Annotated in this window: 20 protein-coding genes; 5 read left to right on the top strand and 15 right to left on the bottom strand. The window is 65.0% G+C overall.

Annotated features, from left to right (window positions below):
* Positions 1-16 precede the first annotated feature (16 nt).
* The gene (locus VSR34_RS17120; RefSeq protein WP_028214964.1) at positions 17-1,132 is read left to right on the top strand and encodes a VOC family protein; all 1,116 of its coding nucleotides are present in this window, start codon (positions 17-19) and stop codon (positions 1,130-1,132) included.
* A 52-nt stretch (positions 1,133-1,184) separates the two neighbouring features.
* Here the strand turns inward: VSR34_RS17120 and hutC are convergent, their stop codons facing one another.
* The 6 genes from hutC to VSR34_RS17090 form a co-directional block, all read right to left on the bottom strand.
* A complete protein-coding gene (gene hutC / locus VSR34_RS17115; RefSeq protein ID WP_342963098.1) occupies positions 1,185-1,901 on the bottom strand; it encodes a histidine utilization repressor in 717 nt (238 codons plus the stop codon).
* Positions 1,902-2,005: 104 nt separating this feature from the next.
* Complete coding sequence (gene hutH / locus VSR34_RS17110; protein ID WP_342963014.1) at positions 2,006-3,616, bottom strand: histidine ammonia-lyase; 1,611 nt, start codon at positions 3,614-3,616, stop codon at positions 2,006-2,008.
* Between the two features lie 25 nt (positions 3,617-3,641).
* Positions 3,642-4,433, bottom strand: a complete 792-nt coding sequence (locus tag VSR34_RS17105) for an ATP-binding cassette domain-containing protein (RefSeq protein WP_342963013.1) — start codon at positions 4,431-4,433, stop codon at positions 3,642-3,644.
* A 25-nt stretch (positions 4,434-4,458) separates the two neighbouring features.
* Complete coding sequence (locus VSR34_RS17100; RefSeq protein WP_342963012.1) at positions 4,459-5,205, bottom strand: ABC transporter permease subunit; 747 nt, start codon at positions 5,203-5,205, stop codon at positions 4,459-4,461.
* Positions 5,206-5,221: 16 nt separating this feature from the next.
* A complete protein-coding gene (locus VSR34_RS17095) occupies positions 5,222-5,953 on the bottom strand; it encodes an ABC transporter permease subunit (protein ID WP_036046428.1) in 732 nt (243 codons plus the stop codon).
* 73 nt (positions 5,954-6,026) lie between these two features.
* Positions 6,027-6,878 (bottom strand): transporter substrate-binding domain-containing protein, encoded by an 852-nt coding sequence (locus tag VSR34_RS17090; protein ID WP_342963011.1) that lies wholly within the window; start codon positions 6,876-6,878, stop codon positions 6,027-6,029.
* A gap of 288 nt (positions 6,879-7,166) precedes the next feature.
* Between VSR34_RS17090 and VSR34_RS17085 the strand changes: the two genes are divergently transcribed.
* Both VSR34_RS17085 and VSR34_RS17080 read left to right on the top strand, forming a co-directional pair.
* The gene (locus VSR34_RS17085) at positions 7,167-7,304 is read left to right on the top strand and encodes a hypothetical protein (protein WP_154671392.1); all 138 of its coding nucleotides are present in this window, start codon (positions 7,167-7,169) and stop codon (positions 7,302-7,304) included.
* A gap of 94 nt (positions 7,305-7,398) precedes the next feature.
* On the top strand, positions 7,399-7,803 hold the full coding sequence (locus VSR34_RS17080) for a DUF302 domain-containing protein (protein ID WP_342963010.1): 405 nt from the start codon (positions 7,399-7,401) through the stop codon (positions 7,801-7,803).
* Positions 7,804-7,999: 196 nt separating this feature from the next.
* On the opposite strand, the gene VSR34_RS17075 is transcribed toward VSR34_RS17080, so the two are convergent.
* Positions 8,000-8,257: a hypothetical protein gene (locus VSR34_RS17075; protein ID WP_036021282.1), complete on the bottom strand. Its 258-nt coding sequence runs from the start codon at positions 8,255-8,257 to the stop codon at positions 8,000-8,002.
* Between the two features lie 591 nt (positions 8,258-8,848).
* Here VSR34_RS17075 and VSR34_RS17070 point away from each other — a divergent pair.
* Positions 8,849-10,282 carry a cytochrome c peroxidase gene (locus VSR34_RS17070; RefSeq protein ID WP_342963009.1) on the top strand — a complete coding sequence of 478 codons (1,434 nt, stop codon included), beginning with the start codon at positions 8,849-8,851 and terminating at the stop codon, positions 10,280-10,282.
* A 23-nt stretch (positions 10,283-10,305) separates the two neighbouring features.
* Here the strand turns inward: VSR34_RS17070 and VSR34_RS17065 are convergent, their stop codons facing one another.
* The 8 genes from VSR34_RS17065 to VSR34_RS17030 all read right to left on the bottom strand — a co-directional run bounded on the left by VSR34_RS17065 (position 10,306) and on the right by VSR34_RS17030 (position 16,363).
* Positions 10,306-10,644, bottom strand: coding sequence for a cupin domain-containing protein (locus VSR34_RS17065; RefSeq protein WP_028214972.1), 339 nt, complete (start codon positions 10,642-10,644; stop codon positions 10,306-10,308).
* 9 nt (positions 10,645-10,653) lie between these two features.
* A complete protein-coding gene (locus VSR34_RS17060) occupies positions 10,654-11,082 on the bottom strand; it encodes an OsmC family protein (RefSeq protein ID WP_028214973.1) in 429 nt (142 codons plus the stop codon).
* A 70-nt stretch (positions 11,083-11,152) separates the two neighbouring features.
* Complete coding sequence (locus VSR34_RS17055) at positions 11,153-11,950, bottom strand: c-type cytochrome (RefSeq protein ID WP_342963008.1); 798 nt, start codon at positions 11,948-11,950, stop codon at positions 11,153-11,155.
* Complete coding sequence (locus VSR34_RS17050; protein WP_342963007.1) at positions 11,947-13,572, bottom strand: cbb3-type cytochrome c oxidase subunit I; 1,626 nt, start codon at positions 13,570-13,572, stop codon at positions 11,947-11,949. Before VSR34_RS17050 ends, VSR34_RS17055 begins: the two co-directional genes overlap by 4 nt.
* Complete coding sequence (locus tag VSR34_RS17045; protein WP_342963006.1) at positions 13,562-14,137, bottom strand: cytochrome C oxidase subunit II; 576 nt, start codon at positions 14,135-14,137, stop codon at positions 13,562-13,564. The genes VSR34_RS17050 and VSR34_RS17045 overlap by 11 nt, the downstream gene beginning before the upstream one ends.
* A gap of 28 nt (positions 14,138-14,165) precedes the next feature.
* Positions 14,166-14,348, bottom strand: coding sequence for a hypothetical protein (locus VSR34_RS17040; RefSeq protein WP_342963005.1), 183 nt, complete (start codon positions 14,346-14,348; stop codon positions 14,166-14,168).
* A 7-nt stretch (positions 14,349-14,355) separates the two neighbouring features.
* Positions 14,356-15,639: a cytochrome c gene (locus VSR34_RS17035; protein ID WP_042291858.1), complete on the bottom strand. Its 1,284-nt coding sequence runs from the start codon at positions 15,637-15,639 to the stop codon at positions 14,356-14,358.
* A 118-nt stretch (positions 15,640-15,757) separates the two neighbouring features.
* Positions 15,758-16,363: a c-type cytochrome gene (locus VSR34_RS17030; RefSeq protein ID WP_036021301.1), complete on the bottom strand. Its 606-nt coding sequence runs from the start codon at positions 16,361-16,363 to the stop codon at positions 15,758-15,760.
* Positions 16,364-16,919: 556 nt separating this feature from the next.
* On the opposite strand from VSR34_RS17030, the gene VSR34_RS17025 reads away from it, so the two are divergent.
* Positions 16,920-17,657 (top strand): FadR/GntR family transcriptional regulator, encoded by a 738-nt coding sequence (locus tag VSR34_RS17025; protein ID WP_342963004.1) that lies wholly within the window; start codon positions 16,920-16,922, stop codon positions 17,655-17,657.
* Positions 17,658-17,912: the final 255 nt, after the last annotated feature.

The following is a 17,912-nucleotide window of genomic DNA, read 5'->3' as shown; positions in this document are numbered from 1 at the left end:
GTCAGGAGCCCATTGCATGTCCAGCCCCTCCCAACTGCCGCCGCAGGCGGACAATCCACTCGGCATGGCCGGCCTCGAGTTCGTCGAGTTCGCCGCGCCCACGCCCGCCGACCTCGGCCGCCGCTTCGAGCAGTTCGGCTTCAAGCCGATCGCGCGCCACGTGAGCAAGGCGGTCACGCTCTATCGCCAGGGCGAGATGAATTTCCTCCTCAACGCCGAACCCGATTCGTTCGCCGCCCGCTACGCGCAGGAGTACGGCATGGGCGTGTGTGCGATCGGCGTGCGGGTCGACAACGCGCAGCGCGCGTTCGAGCACGCCATTTCGCTCGGCGCGTGGGCGTTCGAAGGCGAGCGCGTGGGTCCGGCGGAGCTGAACATTCCTGCCATCCAGGGCATTGGCGATTCGCATCTGTACTTTGTCGACCGCTGGCGCGGCCGCGGCGGCCAGCGCGGCGGCGTGGGCGACATTTCGATTTTCGACATCGACTTCCGGCCGATCGACGTCGCCACGGCGCATACCGATCTCGAGCACGGCGGCACCGGCCTCACGCGTGTGGATCACCTCACGCAAACCGTGGGCGCCGGGCGCATTGCCGAATGGCTCGACTTCTACCGCGACCTGCTGCATTTCCGCGAGATTCACGAGATCAACGCGAACTGGCACGTGTCCGAGGAATCGCGCGTGATGGTGTCGCCCGATGGCGAACTGCGCATTCCCGTGTACGAAGAGGGCACGCGGCGCACGCAGCTATTGCATGACTACCTGCCCGAGCATCCCGGCGAAGGCGTGCAGCACATCGCGCTCGCCACCGACGACATCCTCGCGAGCGTCGATGCGCTCAAGGCCAATGGCGTCGAGTTCGTCGAGCCGCCGCCTGCCTACTACGATACCGTCGACGCGCGCCTGCCCGGCCACGGCGTGGACCTCGACGCATTGCGCAGGCGTCATGTGCTGATCGATGGCGAGATCAGCCAGGACGGTGTGCCACGCCTCTTTTTCCAGACCTTTGTGAAGCGCCATCCCGGCGAGATTTTTTTCGAAGTCGTGCAGCGAAGCGGTCACCACGGCTTTGGCGAGGGCAACCTCGACGTGCTCGCGCGGGCGCGCGAGGCCGGCGCAAAACAGCGCTAAGGCGCCCGAAAACGCGCAACGAGGCGGGGGCCGGGCCGTGGCACGCCCGGCGTCAGCCCGAGACCTTGCCGGCCAGATGAAAGCGCGAGGCCGGATGCCAAAGCTTGACTGCGGTGGCAACTTCGCTGCCGACCCATGTGCGCCGCCACATCAGCAGACACGGTTCGCCGATATTCATCGACAGATGGCGCCGTATTTCCGCGTCAGGCTTTTGCGCATAGATGCGGAACTCCGCCCGCTGAACAGGCGCGAGCCTCATCATGTAGTGATTCGGCGTCTCCAGCGTGAAATCCTGCTCGATATACCGCGGAAACACGTGCGGGTTCACGTAGCGATCCTCGTACTGGATCGCTTCGTTGTCCTCGTAATGCACGATGCGCGAATGGAACGCGCAGCCGTCGCAGAGATTGAGCGCCGCCATCGCCTGCTCGTTCGAGGCAACTTCCAGCGCCAGCACCCGCGCGCTGTGGCGATGCCCGCGTGACGCGATTTCGTCGGCGATGTTGCGGACCTCCAGGACGGTCGATTCGACATCGCGAGAGGCGACGAAGGTTCCGGCGCCCTGGACGCGCCTGAGCACGTGCTCGGCCGATAGTTCTCGCAGTGCGCGTGACACGGTCATGCGCGCCACGCCGAATTCCTTCACGAGCTCCGTTTCCGATGGAATGGCCTCGCCGGGCTTCCAGGTCCCGTCTGCGATCCGGTCCACCACGTAGCGCTTGATCTGCTCATACGCAGGGGTGACCTTGCGAGCGGTTGCGCAGCGCATTGGGTTGTCGGTGAGCGAAGTTGGCGCGTTCATGCTTGTTTTCATTTGCCAGGATCAGGATGAAAACAGGCTGGCGGGCAGATGCCAGCCAGCCAGGTTTCCAGTCAGACGCCGATCACGCCGGGATACGTGTTGACCGCCACGCCAGTTGCACCCTGCGCAGGTGCGATGTCGACGTTCGCCTCGCGCGTGCTGGCCGTGGAGTCGCCGCGCGCCGGGCCGGAAAGCGGCGGGGGGGCGCCATTGGCGACGAGGCGAAATGCGAACGTCATGTCCTCCGAGAGCGGGCGGTCGTCGCGATAGGTCGGCACGCTGGCGCGCACGCTCGCGTAAAGCGCGTCCGTGTAGGGCGCACGCGCCGCGCCGAGCGGCTGGAGATCATACGCCTGCGCCGCAGCGAGCAGTTCGATGCCGAGGATCCGGTTGCTGTTCTCGATGATCGCGAGCGCCTTCAGCGCTGCCGGCGTGGCGTGACACAGATGGTCTTCCTGGAGCCCGGAGGTCACGCCGCCGTCGAGGCTCGCTGGAGCCGCTTCACGGCGGTTCTGCGCAACCAGCGACGCGGCCGTGTACTGCGCGATCATGAAGCCCGAGCGTGTGCCGCCGGTGTGCGCGAGGAAGGCGGGCAAGCCGCTCACGAGCGGGTTCACGAGGCGGTCGAGACGGCGCTCGGCCATCGCCGCGACTTGCGCGATCGCGGTCGCGAGGCTGTCCATGGCGAGCGCGATCGAGGCTCCTACAGCATGCGCCTGCGAGTAGACCTGCGGTGACTCCGGCGTGCCCGCAACGATCGGATTGTCGGTCACGGAGGCAAGCTCGCGGTTCACGACTTCGATCGTCGCAGCGAGCGTGTCGCGCGCGGCGCCGTGCACGTGCGGGATCGTGCGCACGCTGAGCGGGTCTTGCGTGCGCCGGCCGAGCGATATTTCCAGCAGCGAGCTGCCAGCAAGGGCGGCGCGCAGCCGCTCGCCTACGCAGGCGAGACCAGGCGACACGCGAAACGCGAGCGAACGGGTGTCGAACGCCGCGATCTGCCCGCCAAGATTCTCGAAACTCATCGCGGCAACGACATCCGCCCAGTCGAGCAAGCGCTCGGCGCGCTCGAGCGCGAGCGCCGCAAGCCCGGTTACGCACGGCGTGCCGTTCACGAGGCTCAGCCCTTCCTTTGCTTCGAGCGACAGGGGCTGCAGGCCGAGCCGGTGCAGGGCCTGCGCACCGCTCAGACGCTCGCCGTTCCAGCGCACATGACCCGCGCCCACGCACACGAGGGCAATGTGCGCCATGTGGCTCAGATAGCCGACGGAACCGAACGCCGGCACTTCTGGCAGGCAATTCGCACCGAGCAGCGCGGCTAGCCGCTCGACCACCTCTAGCCGCACGCCCGAATGCCCATGCGCGAAGTTGTTGATGGCGGCTGCCATGATCGCGCGCGTTTCTTCGGCGCCTAGCGGCTCCCCCACGCCCACTGCGTGGCTCATCAGAATGTTGTGCGACAGGTCATGCTGTTCGTCTTGCGAGACGACGACGTCGCACAACGCGCCGACGCCCGTGTTCACGCCATACGCGCGTATGCTGCGCGCGACGATCTGTTCGACGAGGGCACGGGCGCTACGAATCTTCGCTTGCGCATCCGCGCTGAGAATCAGCGTCTCGCCCGCGGCGACCGCGGCGATCGCGCGCCAGTCGAGCGGTTTGTGGGTACGTACGATTGCCATGAGAGAGCGTATGTGTTGCGCGGATTCAGTGAGCGTTGCGGTCCTGGTGGCTCGACACGAACTGGCGAAAGCGCTCCGACTTCAGTTCGCCGAATACCTCGCCGGGCGTGCCGTCCGAATCGACCTGACCCTGGTGCAGGAACATCACGCGATTCGAAACGTGGCGCGCGAAGCCCATCTCGTGCGTGACGACGAGCATCGTGCGGCCTTCGTCGGCGAGCGTGCGCATCACGCGCAGGACTTCGCCGACCAGCTCGGGGTCGAGCGCCGAGGTCGGCTCGTCGAACAGCATCACCTTGGGGTGCATGGCGAGCGCGCGTGCAATCGCCACGCGCTGCTGCTGGCCGCCTGACAGATGCGCTGGATAGTGGCCGCGCTTGTCCGCGAGACCGACCTTCGCGAGCAGCGCTTCGGCCTCTTCGACCGATTCGGCGCGGCTGCGTTTGAGCACGCGCATGGGCCCTTCGATCAGGTTCTCGATCACGGTCATGTGCGACCACAAGTTGAAGTTCTGAAAAACCATGCCGAGCTGCGAGCGGACGCGGTCCACCTGGCGGCGGTCGCCCGGTTGCAGCTTGCCGTCGCTGCGGCGCTTCATCTTCAGTTCCTCGCCTGCGAGCGCGACCGAGCCATCGTCCGGCGTCTCGAGCAGGTTCAGGCAACGCAGGAACGTGCTCTTGCCCGAGCCGCTCGCGCCGAGAATCGAAATGACATCGCCCTCGTAAGCGTCGAGCGAAATGCCCTTGAGGACGTGATGGTCGCCGAACGATTTGTGGATGTTGCGCACCGAGAGCGCGATGGGTGCAGTCGAATTCATCAATCTCTCCAGATGGGGCGGCAGGTCACGAGGCGGCACGAGTGGCTTCGAGCGGCGCGGCGGGCTTTTGCACGGCGGGGGGCGCCGCACGCAGGTGGCGCGAGAGCCGCTGCTCGGCGAAGCCGATGACGCGCACGACGACGAAGTTCAGAAGCAGGTAGATCAGTGCGGCGCACGTGAATACCTCGGTCGTGCGATAGGTCTGCTGAATGATTTGCTGCGCCACGCCCGTTACTTCCCAAACGGTGACCAGGCTCGCGAGCGCTGTCGACTTGACGAGCAGCACAGCTTCCGTCGAATACGCGGGCAGGCACTGACGCAGTGTGATCGGCCCGATCACGCGGCGCAGCAGGGCGAAACCCGAAAGACCGATCGAGTAGCCTGCCTCGATCTGCCCGACGGGCACCGCCATGAGGCCGCCGCGGATGATCTCGGCCGTATAGCCAGCGGTGCACAGCGCGAGCGACAGGACCGCACAGACATAGGGTTCGCGTAGCACCGGCCACAAAAAACTTTCGCGAATCACGCCGAACTGCCCGAGGCCGTAATAGACGAGGAACATCTGGATGAGCAGGGGCGATCCGCGAAATACCAGGATGTATGCGCGCGCGAAACGGTTCGGCAGCCAGTGCGGCGAAACGCGCATCGTGACGATCACGAGCGAGAGCAGACCGCCCAGCACGAGTGATGCGAAGAAAAGACCGAGGGTGACAGGCACGGCGCCGATGAGCTGGCGCAACGTGTCGAGCAGGAACGCGAAATCGATGTTCATGATTGAGCGCTCCCGTTCAGTTGCGCGCGAAGTTGCGCTTGAATGAGCGGCCGACGATCGCCTCGGCACGGCCGAAGACGCGGTTCGACACGCCCGTCATTGCGAGATACAGCACACCGCCAGCGACGAAGAACAGGAAGTACTGATGCGTCGAGCCCGCGGCGATCTGGCTCGCGCGCAGCAGTTCGGCGAGACCCGTGACCGAGATCAGCGCGGAATCCTTGAGGCTCAGCTGCCAGACGTTGCCGATGCCGGGCAGCGCGTAGCGCAGCACTTGCGGAATCAGGATGCGGCGGAACATGGTGAGCGTCGGCATGCCGATCGCGCGAGCGGCTTCGAGTTCGCCGCGTGCAACGGCGAGCACGGCTGCGCGATACACCTCGGCCTGATAGGCGCCCGAAATCATGCCAACCGCAAAGGCGCCGACGGCGAAGGGCGGCACACCGACGAAACCTTCCGCGCCGAACCACTGGCCAACGGTCGTAACCAGCGAGGAGCCGCCGAAATAGAACAGATAGATGACTAGCAGTTCGGGCACGCCGCGAAAGACGGTCGTGTAGAAGTCACCGGTGATACGCAGCACGCGCAGGCGCGAGAGTTTCGCGGCGGCGATGAGCGCACCGAACACCGCGCCGATCGCCAGTGCAGCGAGGGTCAGGACGACGGTCATCAACGCGCCCAAGAGCAGCACGCTCCCCCAGCCGTCCGGCCCGAGGCCGAGTGTGTTGAAAAGCGATAACAAAGACATGGCAGGGATCCATGCGGATGGGGAGGCGAAGGCGCGCGCCGCTTGCGGCGCGCGGCGAACGGGTAAGCGACGCTTACGGAGTCACGTCGGTCTTGAACCACTTGACGGCGAGCTTTTTCACGGTGCCGTCGGCAAGCGCCGCCGTAATCGCCGTGTCGAATTTCGCCTTCAGATCGGCGTCCTGTTTGCGGAACGCGAGGCCTTCGCCGGGTCCCCAGATCGGACCCGAGATCATCGTGCCGGCGATCACGACGGGCGACTTGTCGGTGTTCGCAGTGTAGTAGGTCACGTCGTCGAACGTTGCGTCGATGCGGCCGTTTGTCAGGTCGAGATCGCGCTCGGGCGCGGTCTTGTACACCCGGACCGACGCGACGTCCTTGAAGTTGGCGTTGATGAAACCTGTATAGACGGTGCCGGACTGGATGCCGATCGTCTTGCCCTTCAGCGCCTTGCGCATCGATTCGATCGCGGGCGCGTTGCTGCGCGAGTCGGCGTCGAGCTTGAGCGGCGGCGTGTTCGCGCCGCCCTTCGGCAGGATCTTCGTATCGGCGACGGCGAACGTCGCCGGCGTCGCCGCATAGGGCTTCGAGAACGCGATGATCTTCTCGCGATCGGGCGTGATCGAAATCGCATCCATCAGGACATCGAACTTACCGGCCTGCAGGCCGGGGATCATGCCGTCCCAGTCCTGGGTAACGAGCTTGCACTGAAGTTGTGCGCGCGCGCACAGGTCTTCCACGAGTTCGGGCTCGAAGCCGCCGAGCTTGCCGCCGGGCAGTGTCAGGTTCCAGGGGGCATAGCTGCCGTCGAGCGCAATTGTCACGCTCTTCCATTCCTTCGCGCCGGCACTGCCGCCGCCAAGTAGTGTGATGCCGAGTGCCGCGCCAATCATTGCTTTCGCGAGACGGGTGTACTTCGCCTGCATGCCCATACTCCTTTGTCAGTAGTTACCGGGGACCGGTGGATACGTTCTTGCGTTCGTGTGACTTGCATAGACAAGAATGAAGAGAAAAGAATTTGAGCGCAAGACAATTTCAGAAATACGGTGTCATGGAAAACCCTGTAAATGGGCTATGGGAGCGGCCAGAGCGATGAATCAACACGCTATTTTCCGGGCGTGGCGTGTTCGGATCGGCGTGCTCGAACTCGGGATGGCGTTGTCTAGTCATGTAAATGAAGGAATGCACCAAGGATTCCACGGCGCGGCGAGACGGTGTATCCAGGTGGCTACCGTCCCGATCGCCGCCGCATTCTCGATGGGCGCGGCCTGGGCGTGGTGGCGCGCCTGCGCATGGGCACCGACGTGCCGCGTGCGGCCCGGAAGACGGGCACGCCGAAGTCGCGCGCCTGATTCCCGGCCATACTCCCGCCGCGCATCCAGGATACAGTGCCGGTGCATGCATCGCGCGTCTTGGGCGGGACGCGCGCCATAGGAGGAGTTCGACATGGCCGAATACGGGCAACATCCCTCGTCCGTGCTGGCGCTCAAAAGCGCACACGATTTCGACACGACGATCGCACGACTGAAGGCCGCGCTCGCAAAGGCGGGCGCGCGGGTCTTCGCCGATGTCGACCAGCGCGAGGAGGCCGGGACCGCCGGGCTCAGCCTGCGCCGCACGCGCTTCATTCTGTTCGGCAATCCGAAGGCGGGCACGCCCGTCATGGCGGCCAATCCGCATGCGGCGGTCGAACTGCCGCTGCGCATGGTGATCTGGGAAGACAACGAGGGGCACACGCGGCTCGACTATCGCGACGTTTCGCAGACGCTCGGCCCGCTCTATGGTATCGATGCCGAGGTGCTCGCGCCGCTGCAGCGCGTGGTGGGGCTGCTGCAAGCCGCCGTGCAATAAGCGGCAAGCGAGCCTCTCTAGACGACCGCACCAGGACCGCAACACGACCGTACCAAGGCCGCGAAACGCCGGAAGAGCCACCGGCCCAATACCGCGCGCAGGCACAGCAAAACCACGGCGGCGGATCTACGCGCCGCCTTCGTTCATCGGCTCCTGTCACCGACCGCGGTTCAGCAACGCACTCAACGTCCGAAGCTCATTGCCCGAAAAATATGTCGCATTCGGGGCGCGGCCAGCAAACCTTGCCCGTGCGATGGCCCGAGGCGCCGCGCGTGTCCGGCGTGCCGCCGTACGACATGTCGGTGCTGGCCTGGGCCGAGGCATCGGCGTCGCTGGTCATCTTCTGATGCGCGCGGTCCTGGGAGACGGGGTCGTCCGTTGCGCGCGCCGTGCCGGGCGCGACGGCGGCTATCGCCGCCACGCATGTGGCGATCAACGCCAGGCGGAGTGTCATATCAACCTCCTTTCTCGAGTTCGTGAGTGCACCTTCGGAGCCAATTGCGCGGTGCCAGAACGCTAATGGCCAGGGAAGGTGCGCGCGAGCGGGCGGGAACGGCCCCGTTCGCACACTTGTCTGGAAAGTCGGGATGCCTGCGCGCAGCGCACGGCTGCCGAACGTGTTAGCTCACTGCTCAAGTGGGAAGCGCGCCCACGCATTCGGGGGCGGCACAGCCCGGCGCGACGCAAGTAGAAGGGGCGAGCGGGCGCGCAGAGAACATCCGTGCTGTGCTTTCTGTTATAGCTCGCGCCACACGGAGTGCAATCCGGTGAACTACGCGTGACCGGTCGAACGGGGTCAAACCGCGCGCAACAGCCCCAAATTGCGCGCGATCCTTTCATTCTGAAATGAATCGAAAGTGATTGGAAATTAAAAGGTCGCTGCGTAGTCATCGTGAGATGGTGTAATGCGACTCGCTCCGCTGTTTCATGTCCGGTGGTGCGGGCAACGTGCTGTGTCAGTTCGATCGCATCGGGGCACGCGCTCGGGCACCGCGGCGTAAGGCTTTCCCTTCTTCTCGAACTATCCAAAAAGAAAGATCGCACCATGTCCGAGCTTTCCTCTTCGCCCGCCCCGTCTTCTTTGCGACCGCGCAACGCTTCTCGCCCCAGGCGGCGCGTCCTGCGCGCGGTGGCCGCCGCGATCGCGCTCGGCGCACTGGCTTTTTGCGCCTATGCCGTGGCGTTTCCCGCGAACGTGCCCGATGCCGTCGGCGAGGTCGTCGAGAACCTGACCGGCGCCAATCCTCATCCCGTGGTGCTCCAGCGCCCGCCTGTCGCGCCGCTTTCGGCGATGGCGCAGCTCGGCAAACAGCTCTTTTTCGATCCGGCGCTCTCGGGCTCCGGTCGCGAGGCGTGTGCTTCTTGCCACAGCCCGGACCATGCATACGGTCCACCCAACAGCCAGGACGTGCAGATCGGCGGCCTCGCGATGAACCAGCAGGGTTACCGGCCGCCGCCTTCGCTCATGTACCTCTACCGGCAGCCGAACTTCAGCATCGGCCCCGACCAGGGCGAAAGCGACGATGCGCCGACCGCCGCGCAGCAGGCCACCGCGGCAGCCGGCGTCGTGAAGTCGCAGAAGATCGCGGGCGGCGCCTCGACGTCGGTGGAGATGGTGCCGCAGGGCGGGCTCTTCTGGGATGGACGCGCCGACACGCTGCAACAGCAGGCCTACGGTCCGCTGCTCAATCCGGTGGAGATGGCGAACACGAGCATCGAACAGGTGGCGGCGAAGCTCGAAAAGGCGCCCTATGCGAAGCACTTCCGCGAACTGTTCGGAGACCGAATCTTTTCGGACCCGAAGATGACGGTGGCGGAGGCGATGTTCGCGATCTCGCGCTACCAGGTGGAAGATCCCTCGTTCCATCCGTATAACAGCAAGTACGACCGTTGGCTGGAAGGCCACGCGCGCCTCACGCAAGCCGAAATGCGCGGCCTGCGCCTCTTCAACGACCCCAGCAAGGCGAACTGCGCGGGCTGCCATCTCTCGAAGCCCGGCAAGGACGGCTTGCCGCCCATGTTCACGGACTACCAGTACGAGGCGCTGGGCGTGCCGCGCAACCGCAAGCTCGCGCAGAACAAGGATCCGCGCTTCTTCGATCTGGGCGTGTGCGGCCCGTTCCGCGAGGACTTCAAGGACCAGACGCAGTACTGCGGCATGTTCCTCACGCCTACACTGCGCAATTCGGCCACGCGCACGGTGTTTTTCCACAACGGCATCTACCACGCGCTCGACGATGTCATGGCGTTCTACAACGACCGCAACACGGACCCGGGCAAGTTCTATCCGCGCGGCCCCGGCGGCAGGATCGACAAGTACGACGACATCCCGGCGCAGTACCGGAAAAACGTGGACGTGGCCGATGCGCCGTTCGACCGCAAGTTCGGCGACAAGCCGGCGATGACACAGCACGACATCCAGGACATCATCGCGTTCCTGAAGACGCTCAACGACGATCCGCTGCCGTCGAAGCAGTGAGCGGGGCGGAGCAGCCTACGCTGTCACTTCTCACCGTGGGCGAGATGAATCGTGACGATCACGGAAGCATCGTCGAGCGCTTCCAGCGCGTGCGTCACGCCGCCGCCGAGCAGCAGCATGTCGCCCGCGTTCATCGTGCGCGAATCGCCCTCGACGAAAAAGCGGATCACGCCTTCCACGCACTGCACCGTGATCTCGCCCGGCACGCTGTGCTCGGGCAGGCGCTTGCCTGCCGGCAGCACGATCCGCATGACTTCCAGTTGCTGCGCGCGGATCAGCGTGGTCGACTTCACGTTCCTGAGCGCGCCGCCTAGCGGGCGCACGTCGAAGACTTCACCCGGCGCCGCGTGGGGGATGGCCATGACCGTCTCTCAAACCAGCTTCGCGTTGAGCGTGATCTTCGCATTGTTGGCGAACAGCTTCGATACCGGGCAGTTCTCCTTGGCGCCCTTCGAAAGCTCATCGAACTTCGCCTGGTCGATGCCGGGAATCTTCGCCGTCATGTCCAGCTGGCAACTCGTAATGGCGAAGCCTTCGCCCACCTTGTCGAGCGTGACGGTCGATTTCGTCTCGATGCTCTCTGCCGTGAATCCCGCCTGGGTCAGAAAGAGCGAGAACGCCATCGTGAAGCAGCCCGCGTGCGCCGCGCCGATCAGCTCCTCGGGGTTGGTGCCGGGGCCACCCTCGAAGCGCGAGGCAAAGCCGTAGGGCGCGTCGCGCAGGACGCCGGTTTGCGTCGAGATCGTGCCCTGCCCATCCTTGATGCCGCCGTGCCACTGTGCCGATGCCGTCTTTTGCATGATGTCTCTCCACGAGATTGACTGGGGTGCGTGCGCGGCGCGCAAACGGCGTGCCCCGCGCAATACGGGTTCAGGGTTGCTGCGCCGGAGTCTGGCCCGCGTACCACGCGGCGGCGGCGTCGATTTCCTCAGGCGTCATGTTGCGCGCGATGTTGCGCATCTGCTCGGAAATGTCGTTGTGGCGCGTGCCGTTCGCGAACGCGAGCAACTGCGCCTTCGTGTACGCGGCCGGCAGGCCGTCGAGCCATGGGCTGCCGATCTTGGCGTCCACACCGCCATGGCAGGACGCGCACGCGGGAATATTGCGTAGCGGCGCACCGTGCGCCACGATGTCGGGCGCGCCGCCACGCAGGTGCGCGATCGGCTGGAGCGACGCATAGTAGGCCGCGAGGTCGCGCATGTCCTCGTCGGATAGATCGCGCGCCATGGGCGACATCACCGCGTTCGTGCGCGCGCCGGTCTGGAAGTCATGCAATTCCTTGAAGATCACGATGGCGAACTGGCCCGCGAGATTCGGCGAATTGGCCATGCTGATGCCGCGCGGGCCGTGGCACATCGTGCAGCGCAGGGCGAGCGTCGCGCCGCGTCCGATCGAGAGACTGGTCGCGCCGTCGAGCATGTGCGGCGTGAGTTCGACCGTGCTGGTCTTGTAGGTGGGCGCGACGGCCGACTCCACCGGGTGCCATTGGCGCGGCACGCCGGCAGCGCTGCAGATCGCATTCCAGACGCCCTGGAAATACGGATCGCTCTTGGCGGAAGGCAGCCAGACGAAGCCGATGAGCACGGAAACGACGAACACGACGATCGTCGCGCCGACACCGATGCGTAACCATCGATTGCGAAACGAGAAGAGGCTTTCGTCACTCATCGCTGCGCTCCAATCGGGATCGCGGGCACCGCCGATTCGGGTGTCGCGAGCAGTTGCGCAATCGGGTAGCCGTAGTTCGTGACCGTGAGGGCGATCATCAGCACGACCCACAGCGCGAAGCTGTTGAGCGCCACGGGCAGCGTCGCCGATTCGTGCACGGGCTTGCTGAAGCGATATTCCTCCGGCGTGACTTCCGCACCGCGATGGCCTTGCAGCAGCACGACGAAGAACAATATCGCCGAGATCAAGAGGATCACCGCGCCGATGACCGATAGCACCACGAGCGCGCCCTGGCCCGCCAGTGCCGGATCGGTGTAGTCGTAGTACGCCATGCGTCGCGGCATGCCCATCAGGCCGACCAGATGCCACGGAAACGTCGTGACGATCATGCCGATGAACCACAGCCACAACTGCCAGCGCATGAGGCGCCAGTTGGTGAGCGCGCGGCCCGTGATCTGCGGCCAGAGATCGTAGGCGATGGCGAAGTACATGATGACGATGGCGCCGCCAAAGATCAGGTGGAAGTGGCCCGTGATCCACTGCGTGTTATGGACCGGCTGGTCGAGCTGGTAGCTCATGTTGATGAGGCCGCCCGCGCCGCCGAAGCCGAGCATGACGAACGAGAACGCCACGGCCAGCATTTGCGGATTGTCCCACGGCAGCTTCGCGATCCAGCCGAACGCGCCCTTGCCGCCGCGCAGCCGCCCGGCGATTTCCACGGAGGCGCAGATCGTGAATACGGTGAGGAGCGTCGGCACCGAGACGAGCGCCGTGAACACCGATTGCACGAACTTGAAGCCCGAGCCCACCTGCGGGTCGGTGAAGAGGTGGTGTATGCCGATCGGCATGGACACCACGAGGAACAGGATGAACGAGATGCGCGCCATCACGTCGCTGTAGAGCCGGCCGCCGATCGCACGCGGGATGATCGTGTAGTAGGCGACATAGGCGGGTATCAGCCAGAAGTAGACGATGGCGTGCAGCGTCCAGGAGAAGAACACGCGTGCGAGGCCCGCGTCGATCACATTGCGCCAGCCGAACGCGACGGGCAGGATCTGGAACAGCACTTCGATGGCCGCGCCCACCGCGGTCCATCCCCACAGATACGCGCCCGCCGTGGTGGCGAACATGGCGAGCGGCACGGGCTTGCCGCGATTCTCGCGCTTCCAGATGGCGCAGTTCACACCCATGAGCGCGACCCACACCCACGAGCCCACCACCACGAGCACGACGCCGAGGTAGTAGAACACGTTGCCGATCATCGGCGGGTAGAACGTGTAGAGCACCGAGGCGAGACCGAGCGCGACGGGCACCGAGGCCGTGACCGCGCCAAGTGCGAGCAGGATGAAGCCGAGCCAGGCCCAGCGCACGCCCACGAGCGGGCGCTTCAACGCGAGTTCCGTGACCGCGTAGCCGAATCCCATGGCAATGAGCGTGGGAAAGGCATAGCCCATCACGGTGCCGTGCTCCGTGACCGAGCGGTAGTAGAGCTCGGGGTCCTTGAGCCAGGGGTGCAGCGGGCTGCGCACGAGCATCTGCCACGCGCCGAGCAGCAGCGCCACACCGAACAGGATGAACGCGAGCCAGAAGTGGGCGAGTACGAGTCGCTTGTTATTTAACACAGCTGAGTCTCCGGGCTGAGTTGCCTGGCTGATTCGCCATCTGCATGAAGGTGTCCTTGTCGACGACCTTCACGTGCGCCCACATGCCCTGGTGGCCCGTGCCGCAGTATTCGTGGCAGGGCATGGTGTGGTCGGCGGGCTTGTCGAAGGTCGTGCGGAACGTCGAGACGTAGCCGGGCTCGACCATCGAGTTCAGGTTGGTGCCGGTGACGAGAAACCCGTGGATGACATCGGCGCTCGTGGCGCGGAACGTAATGGGCGTATTCGCCGGCACGACGATGCATTGCGGCGTGAACGAGTATTGCTGCGCGAGGATGCGCACCGTCACGGAGCCGTCGGTCTCGACGGCGCTGCCGAGGTTCGTTTCGACGAATTCGCCGGACACGTGCAGCGTCCCCGGATTGACGAGCTCGACGCGCGAGGGCGGCATCATGGCCCAGTGCAGGCCGGTGAAGACCACCATCGCCACGAACACGGCGACGAGCGCCACCATGAGCGTCGCCCAGCGGCGCTCGATGCGCGCGGCGACTTCGGCACTGGCGTGGTTATCGAGAGGATTCGACATGAGGCCGGCCTTTACTTGTCTGTCTGATCTATTGGATGACGCCGCGCGGCAGGAACACGATGAAGTAGAACGCGAACCAGATCGCCGTCACGATCGCGGTAGCGATGCCCGCGAGCACGAGCGCACCGCCCGGGCCGTTGCGCACGATCTCGTCGACCTGTTCGTCTTGCGGGCGCTCGCCCGGTTGTTGGGGTACGGGTGTCTCGATCATCGCAGCCTCAGAAAAGCGGCGCGGAACGCAGCGCGTTCACTTCGTGTTCGGAAACCGGCGTGCCATGGTTGCCCCACGCCGTGCGGATATACGTGACGACGGCCGCCACCTCTTCATCCGAGAGCGACTGCGCGAAGGGCGGCATGCCGTACGGCATGGGGTTCTTCCTCGTGCCTGGCGCGTAGCCGCCGTTGAGCACCATGCGGATGGGATTCACGGCCGAGTTCATCTGGATCGACTGGTTGTTGGCGAGCGGCGGGAAGTGCGGCAGCTTGCCCTGGCCTTCGGCCGCGTGACAGGTCGCGCATTGCGCCTCGTAGATCTTCCTGCCGAGCGGCACGAGGCGGGCGGCTTCCTCCGTCACGAAGCTGCTCTTCGGCGACGTGTCGACCTCGGTGTTGTGACCGGGCAGCGACTTCAGGTAGACGGCCACGGCACGCACGTCGTCTTCCGTGAGGTACTGGAAGCTGTCGTAGACGACTTCGGCCATCGGCCCGTACACGGCGCCGCGTTTGGACACGCCCGCGTGCAGCAGATCGACGATGTCCTCGATGCTCCAGTCGCCGAGTCCTGCTTCCCTGTTCGAGGTGAGCGAGGGCGCATACCAGTTCTGCACGGGAATCAGACCGCCCTGAAATTCCTTCGAAGCCGTGTTGCCGCCCAGTGCGTTGATGGCCGTGTGACACATCGTGCAGTGGCCGAGACCTTGCACGAGATACGCGCCGCGATTCCACTCGGCGGATTGAGTGGGGTCGGGCTTGAACTCGCCCTGGCGGAAGAACAGCGTGCGCCAGCCGAGCAGCAGCGCGCGCTTGTTGTACGGGAAGCGCAGGTCGTGCGGCCGGTTCGGCTGATGCACGGCGGGCGTGGAGAGCAGGTAGGCGAAGATCGCGTCCGAATCCGCGCGCGTGACCTTGGTGTAAGAGGCGAACGGCATGGCCGGGTAGAGCAGCGTGCCGTCGCGCGATTTGCCCTCGTGCAGCATGCGGTAGAACTCATCGGCCGTCCATGAGCCGATGCCATAGGTCTTGTCCGACGAGATGTTCGGCGTGTAGAGCGTGCCGAACGGTGTCTCCATCGGGCGGCCGCCGCCGAACATCTGCTGGGAAGGCACCGTGTGGCAAGCAATGCAGTCACCCGCGCGTGCGAGGTATTCGCCTTTCGCAATCTGTTCCGCGTTGCTGGCCACCGGCTTTGCATTGGCCGTGGCCGCTGCGGCGGCAGCTCGCGCGGCCTCGGCCGAGTTGGCGCTGGGCGCGCCCGTTTGCGCGAGCGCTGCGACTGCGCTCATCAACAGGATGGAGGCAGCGAGCGAGAAGCGCGTGGCCAGTGCCGCACCGGTCGGCCTGGGGAGCGGCTTGCGCGATGAGGGGAGAAGGGTTCGAAGTCTGCGCACGTCGAGGCCCCGGCTAGTTATGGACGCTGCCGCACGCGATCGGCAGCGACGAGGGCGCCGCTGGCGTCGTATCGGCAGGCGCGGGTTGCGACGAGAGCCAGGCCGCGATCGCGGTGATATCGCGGTCGGCGAGACGGTTGGCGATGTCGTGCATGCAGTCTGGAGCGGCGGCGCGGCGCGTGCCGTAGCGGAAGGCGCCGAGCTGTGCGCTGATGTAGTTCGGATGCAGGCCCACGAGACCGGGAATGGCCGGCTGCATGCCCGTGAGCGACGCCCCATGGCAGCTCGCGCACGCGGGCAGCTTGCGTTTGGTGTCGCCGTTGAGGACAAGCGTCTTGCCGAGTGCGAGCGTGGCGGCGTCGACGGTGGGTTTGGCCGGCGGCGGATAGGCCGGATGCTGTTGCGCGAAGAACTCCGCGATCTGCTTGAGGTAGGCGTCGGGCAGATACGCCAGCAGATAGTTCATGGGCGGATAGCTGCGGCCGCCGTCGCGAAAGGCGATGAGCTGGTTGAACAGATAGCCGGCCGGCTTGCCCGCGAGACGCGGGAAGTAGTCGTTGTCGGTGCCCTCGCCGTGCGCGCCGTGGCAGGCCGCGCAACCCATCACGCGGGCCTGCATCGTGTCAGGCGCCGGCTCGGCGGCCGGTGCCGCGAGCAGCGGGGCCCAGGGCAGCGCGAGCGCAAGGATGAGCAGAACGATGCGGTTTCTCAATGATTCCCTCGTTGCGGATTGTGGCGACACAAACGCGTTGCGATTCGATATCAGTTGAGGCGTCGTCCGCGGGGATTCTCATTGTCAATAACGGCCGGGCGCGCACCCTCTGGATCACATTATCGGAGAAAAAAGAAAATTAGCGCCATGAAGATGTGCAAAAAAATTCGAGTCGCACCGTCGCGGGGCATGGATGTTTGCTAACACAACGAAAAGTGATTTCGCCTATCGTTTGCATTCAATCGGAGTGCGAACCAAGAGCCGGTGCTGGCCGTGTCGAGGTCCTCACGAAAGCATTCGGCGAAGAGGGCACAGGGACTGTGAGGGGCAGTCATCCGATGTCGTCGGTCCGTCTGAGATGGATGCTGCCTGTCTGCCAATGATGCTTGGCGTCGCCACATCTTGTGGTTGTCCGACAACGTATAATGGAGCGATAAATGCCTATCGAGCCAAGGAGAAATACATGGCGGAGTCGCTTGCCACGCCTATCGGTGCGCGTAGCCGCAATCTCGCCGAGCAGGTCGTCAATTTCATCAGCGAGCAGATCGCCTCGCGCTCGCTCAAGCCCGGCGACAAGCTGCCCACCGAAAGCAAGCTCATGGCGCAACTGGGCGTGAGCCGCACGGTGGTGCGCGAGGCCATCTCGCGGCTTCAGGCCATGTCGGTCATCGAGACGCGTCATGGCATCGGCAGCTTCGTGCTCGAGCCGCACCGCGAGCCGCTCGACCTCGCGGTCGAGCCGGCGAGCACGCTCAACGATGTGCTTTCGGTGCTGGAACTGCGCATCAGCCTCGAGACGGAGTCTGCGGGACTCGCCGCCCAGCGCGCGAGCGAGCGCGACCTGGCAGGCATGCGCGCCGCGCTCAATGCGCTCGACGTTGTCATCCGCGCGGGCGGCGACAGCTCGGGCGCCGACCTCGAATTTCACATTTCGGTGGCGCGCGCCACGGGCAACCGCTACTTCGTCGATATCCTCACGCAGATGGGTGCGGCATTGATCCCGCGGCGCCGCGTCGATTCGGCGAGCATTGCGCACCGCGATCCTCAGGCTTACGCCGAGCTGGTGAACCGCGAGCACGAGAGCATCTTCGACGCCATCGCCCGCCACGATCCCGAAGGCGCGCGCGCGGCCATGCGCATGCATCTTTCTAGTAGTCGGGAGCGGCTGCGCCGGGCGGCGGTGGAGTCGGGGCGGGGGTAGGTTTGGCTCTTGTTTTGGCCTTATGTTTTCGCGTCGGTTTGCTAGCGTTCCCCCTGCGCGGGGCAGCAGCTGCTTTGCTTTGCACAGCGGCCAAGAACGCGGCGCGTGCTTGAACCTTGTTTTCGCGCCGGTCTGTTAGCGTTGCCCCTGTGCGGGGCGGCACCTACTTTCTTTGCCGCGGCAAAGAAAGTAGGCAAAGAAAGCCGCTCACACCGCCAATGCCTGCCACCATTCACCTCTCGTCGTAGTTGGTGA

It is taken from the genome of Paraburkholderia sp. JHI2823, assembly GCF_038900695.1.
Classification (GTDB): Bacteria; Pseudomonadota; Gammaproteobacteria; order Burkholderiales; family Burkholderiaceae; genus Paraburkholderia; species Paraburkholderia mimosarum.
This window is presented reverse-complemented; position numbering and strand designations above follow the sequence as displayed.

What these genes read in the sequence shown, in the direction of transcription:
- VSR34_RS17120 (WP_028214964.1), top strand. Translation starts at nt 17, where the DNA reads ATGTCCAGCCCCTCCCAACTGCCGCCGCAGGCGGACAATCCACTCGGC.
- hutC (WP_342963098.1), bottom strand. Translation starts at nt 1,901, where the DNA reads ATGCGCTGCGCAACCGCTCGCAAGGTCACCCCTGCGTATGAGCAGATC.
- hutH (WP_342963014.1), bottom strand. Translation starts at nt 3,616, where the DNA reads ATGGCAATCGTACGTACCCACAAACCGCTCGACTGGCGCGCGATCGCC.
- VSR34_RS17105 (WP_342963013.1), bottom strand. Translation starts at nt 4,433, where the DNA reads ATGAATTCGACTGCACCCATCGCGCTCTCGGTGCGCAACATCCACAAA.
- VSR34_RS17100 (WP_342963012.1), bottom strand. Translation starts at nt 5,205, where the DNA reads ATGAACATCGATTTCGCGTTCCTGCTCGACACGTTGCGCCAGCTCATC.
- VSR34_RS17095 (WP_036046428.1), bottom strand. Translation starts at nt 5,953, where the DNA reads ATGTCTTTGTTATCGCTTTTCAACACACTCGGCCTCGGGCCGGACGGC.
- VSR34_RS17090 (WP_342963011.1), bottom strand. Translation starts at nt 6,878, where the DNA reads ATGCAGGCGAAGTACACCCGTCTCGCGAAAGCAATGATTGGCGCGGCA.
- VSR34_RS17080 (WP_342963010.1), top strand. Translation starts at nt 7,399, where the DNA reads ATGGCCGAATACGGGCAACATCCCTCGTCCGTGCTGGCGCTCAAAAGC.
- VSR34_RS17075 (WP_036021282.1), bottom strand. Translation starts at nt 8,257, where the DNA reads ATGACACTCCGCCTGGCGTTGATCGCCACATGCGTGGCGGCGATAGCC.
- VSR34_RS17070 (WP_342963009.1), top strand. Translation starts at nt 8,849, where the DNA reads ATGTCCGAGCTTTCCTCTTCGCCCGCCCCGTCTTCTTTGCGACCGCGC.
- VSR34_RS17065 (WP_028214972.1), bottom strand. Translation starts at nt 10,644, where the DNA reads ATGGCCATCCCCCACGCGGCGCCGGGTGAAGTCTTCGACGTGCGCCCG.
- VSR34_RS17060 (WP_028214973.1), bottom strand. Translation starts at nt 11,082, where the DNA reads ATGCAAAAGACGGCATCGGCACAGTGGCACGGCGGCATCAAGGATGGG.
- VSR34_RS17055 (WP_342963008.1), bottom strand. Translation starts at nt 11,950, where the DNA reads ATGAGTGACGAAAGCCTCTTCTCGTTTCGCAATCGATGGTTACGCATC.
- VSR34_RS17045 (WP_342963006.1), bottom strand. Translation starts at nt 14,137, where the DNA reads ATGTCGAATCCTCTCGATAACCACGCCAGTGCCGAAGTCGCCGCGCGC.
- VSR34_RS17040 (WP_342963005.1), bottom strand. Translation starts at nt 14,348, where the DNA reads ATGATCGAGACACCCGTACCCCAACAACCGGGCGAGCGCCCGCAAGAC.
- VSR34_RS17035 (WP_042291858.1), bottom strand. Translation starts at nt 15,639, where the DNA reads ATGAGCGCAGTCGCAGCGCTCGCGCAAACGGGCGCGCCCAGCGCCAAC.
- VSR34_RS17030 (WP_036021301.1), bottom strand. Translation starts at nt 16,363, where the DNA reads ATGCAGGCCCGCGTGATGGGTTGCGCGGCCTGCCACGGCGCGCACGGC.
- VSR34_RS17025 (WP_342963004.1), top strand. Translation starts at nt 16,920, where the DNA reads ATGGCGGAGTCGCTTGCCACGCCTATCGGTGCGCGTAGCCGCAATCTC.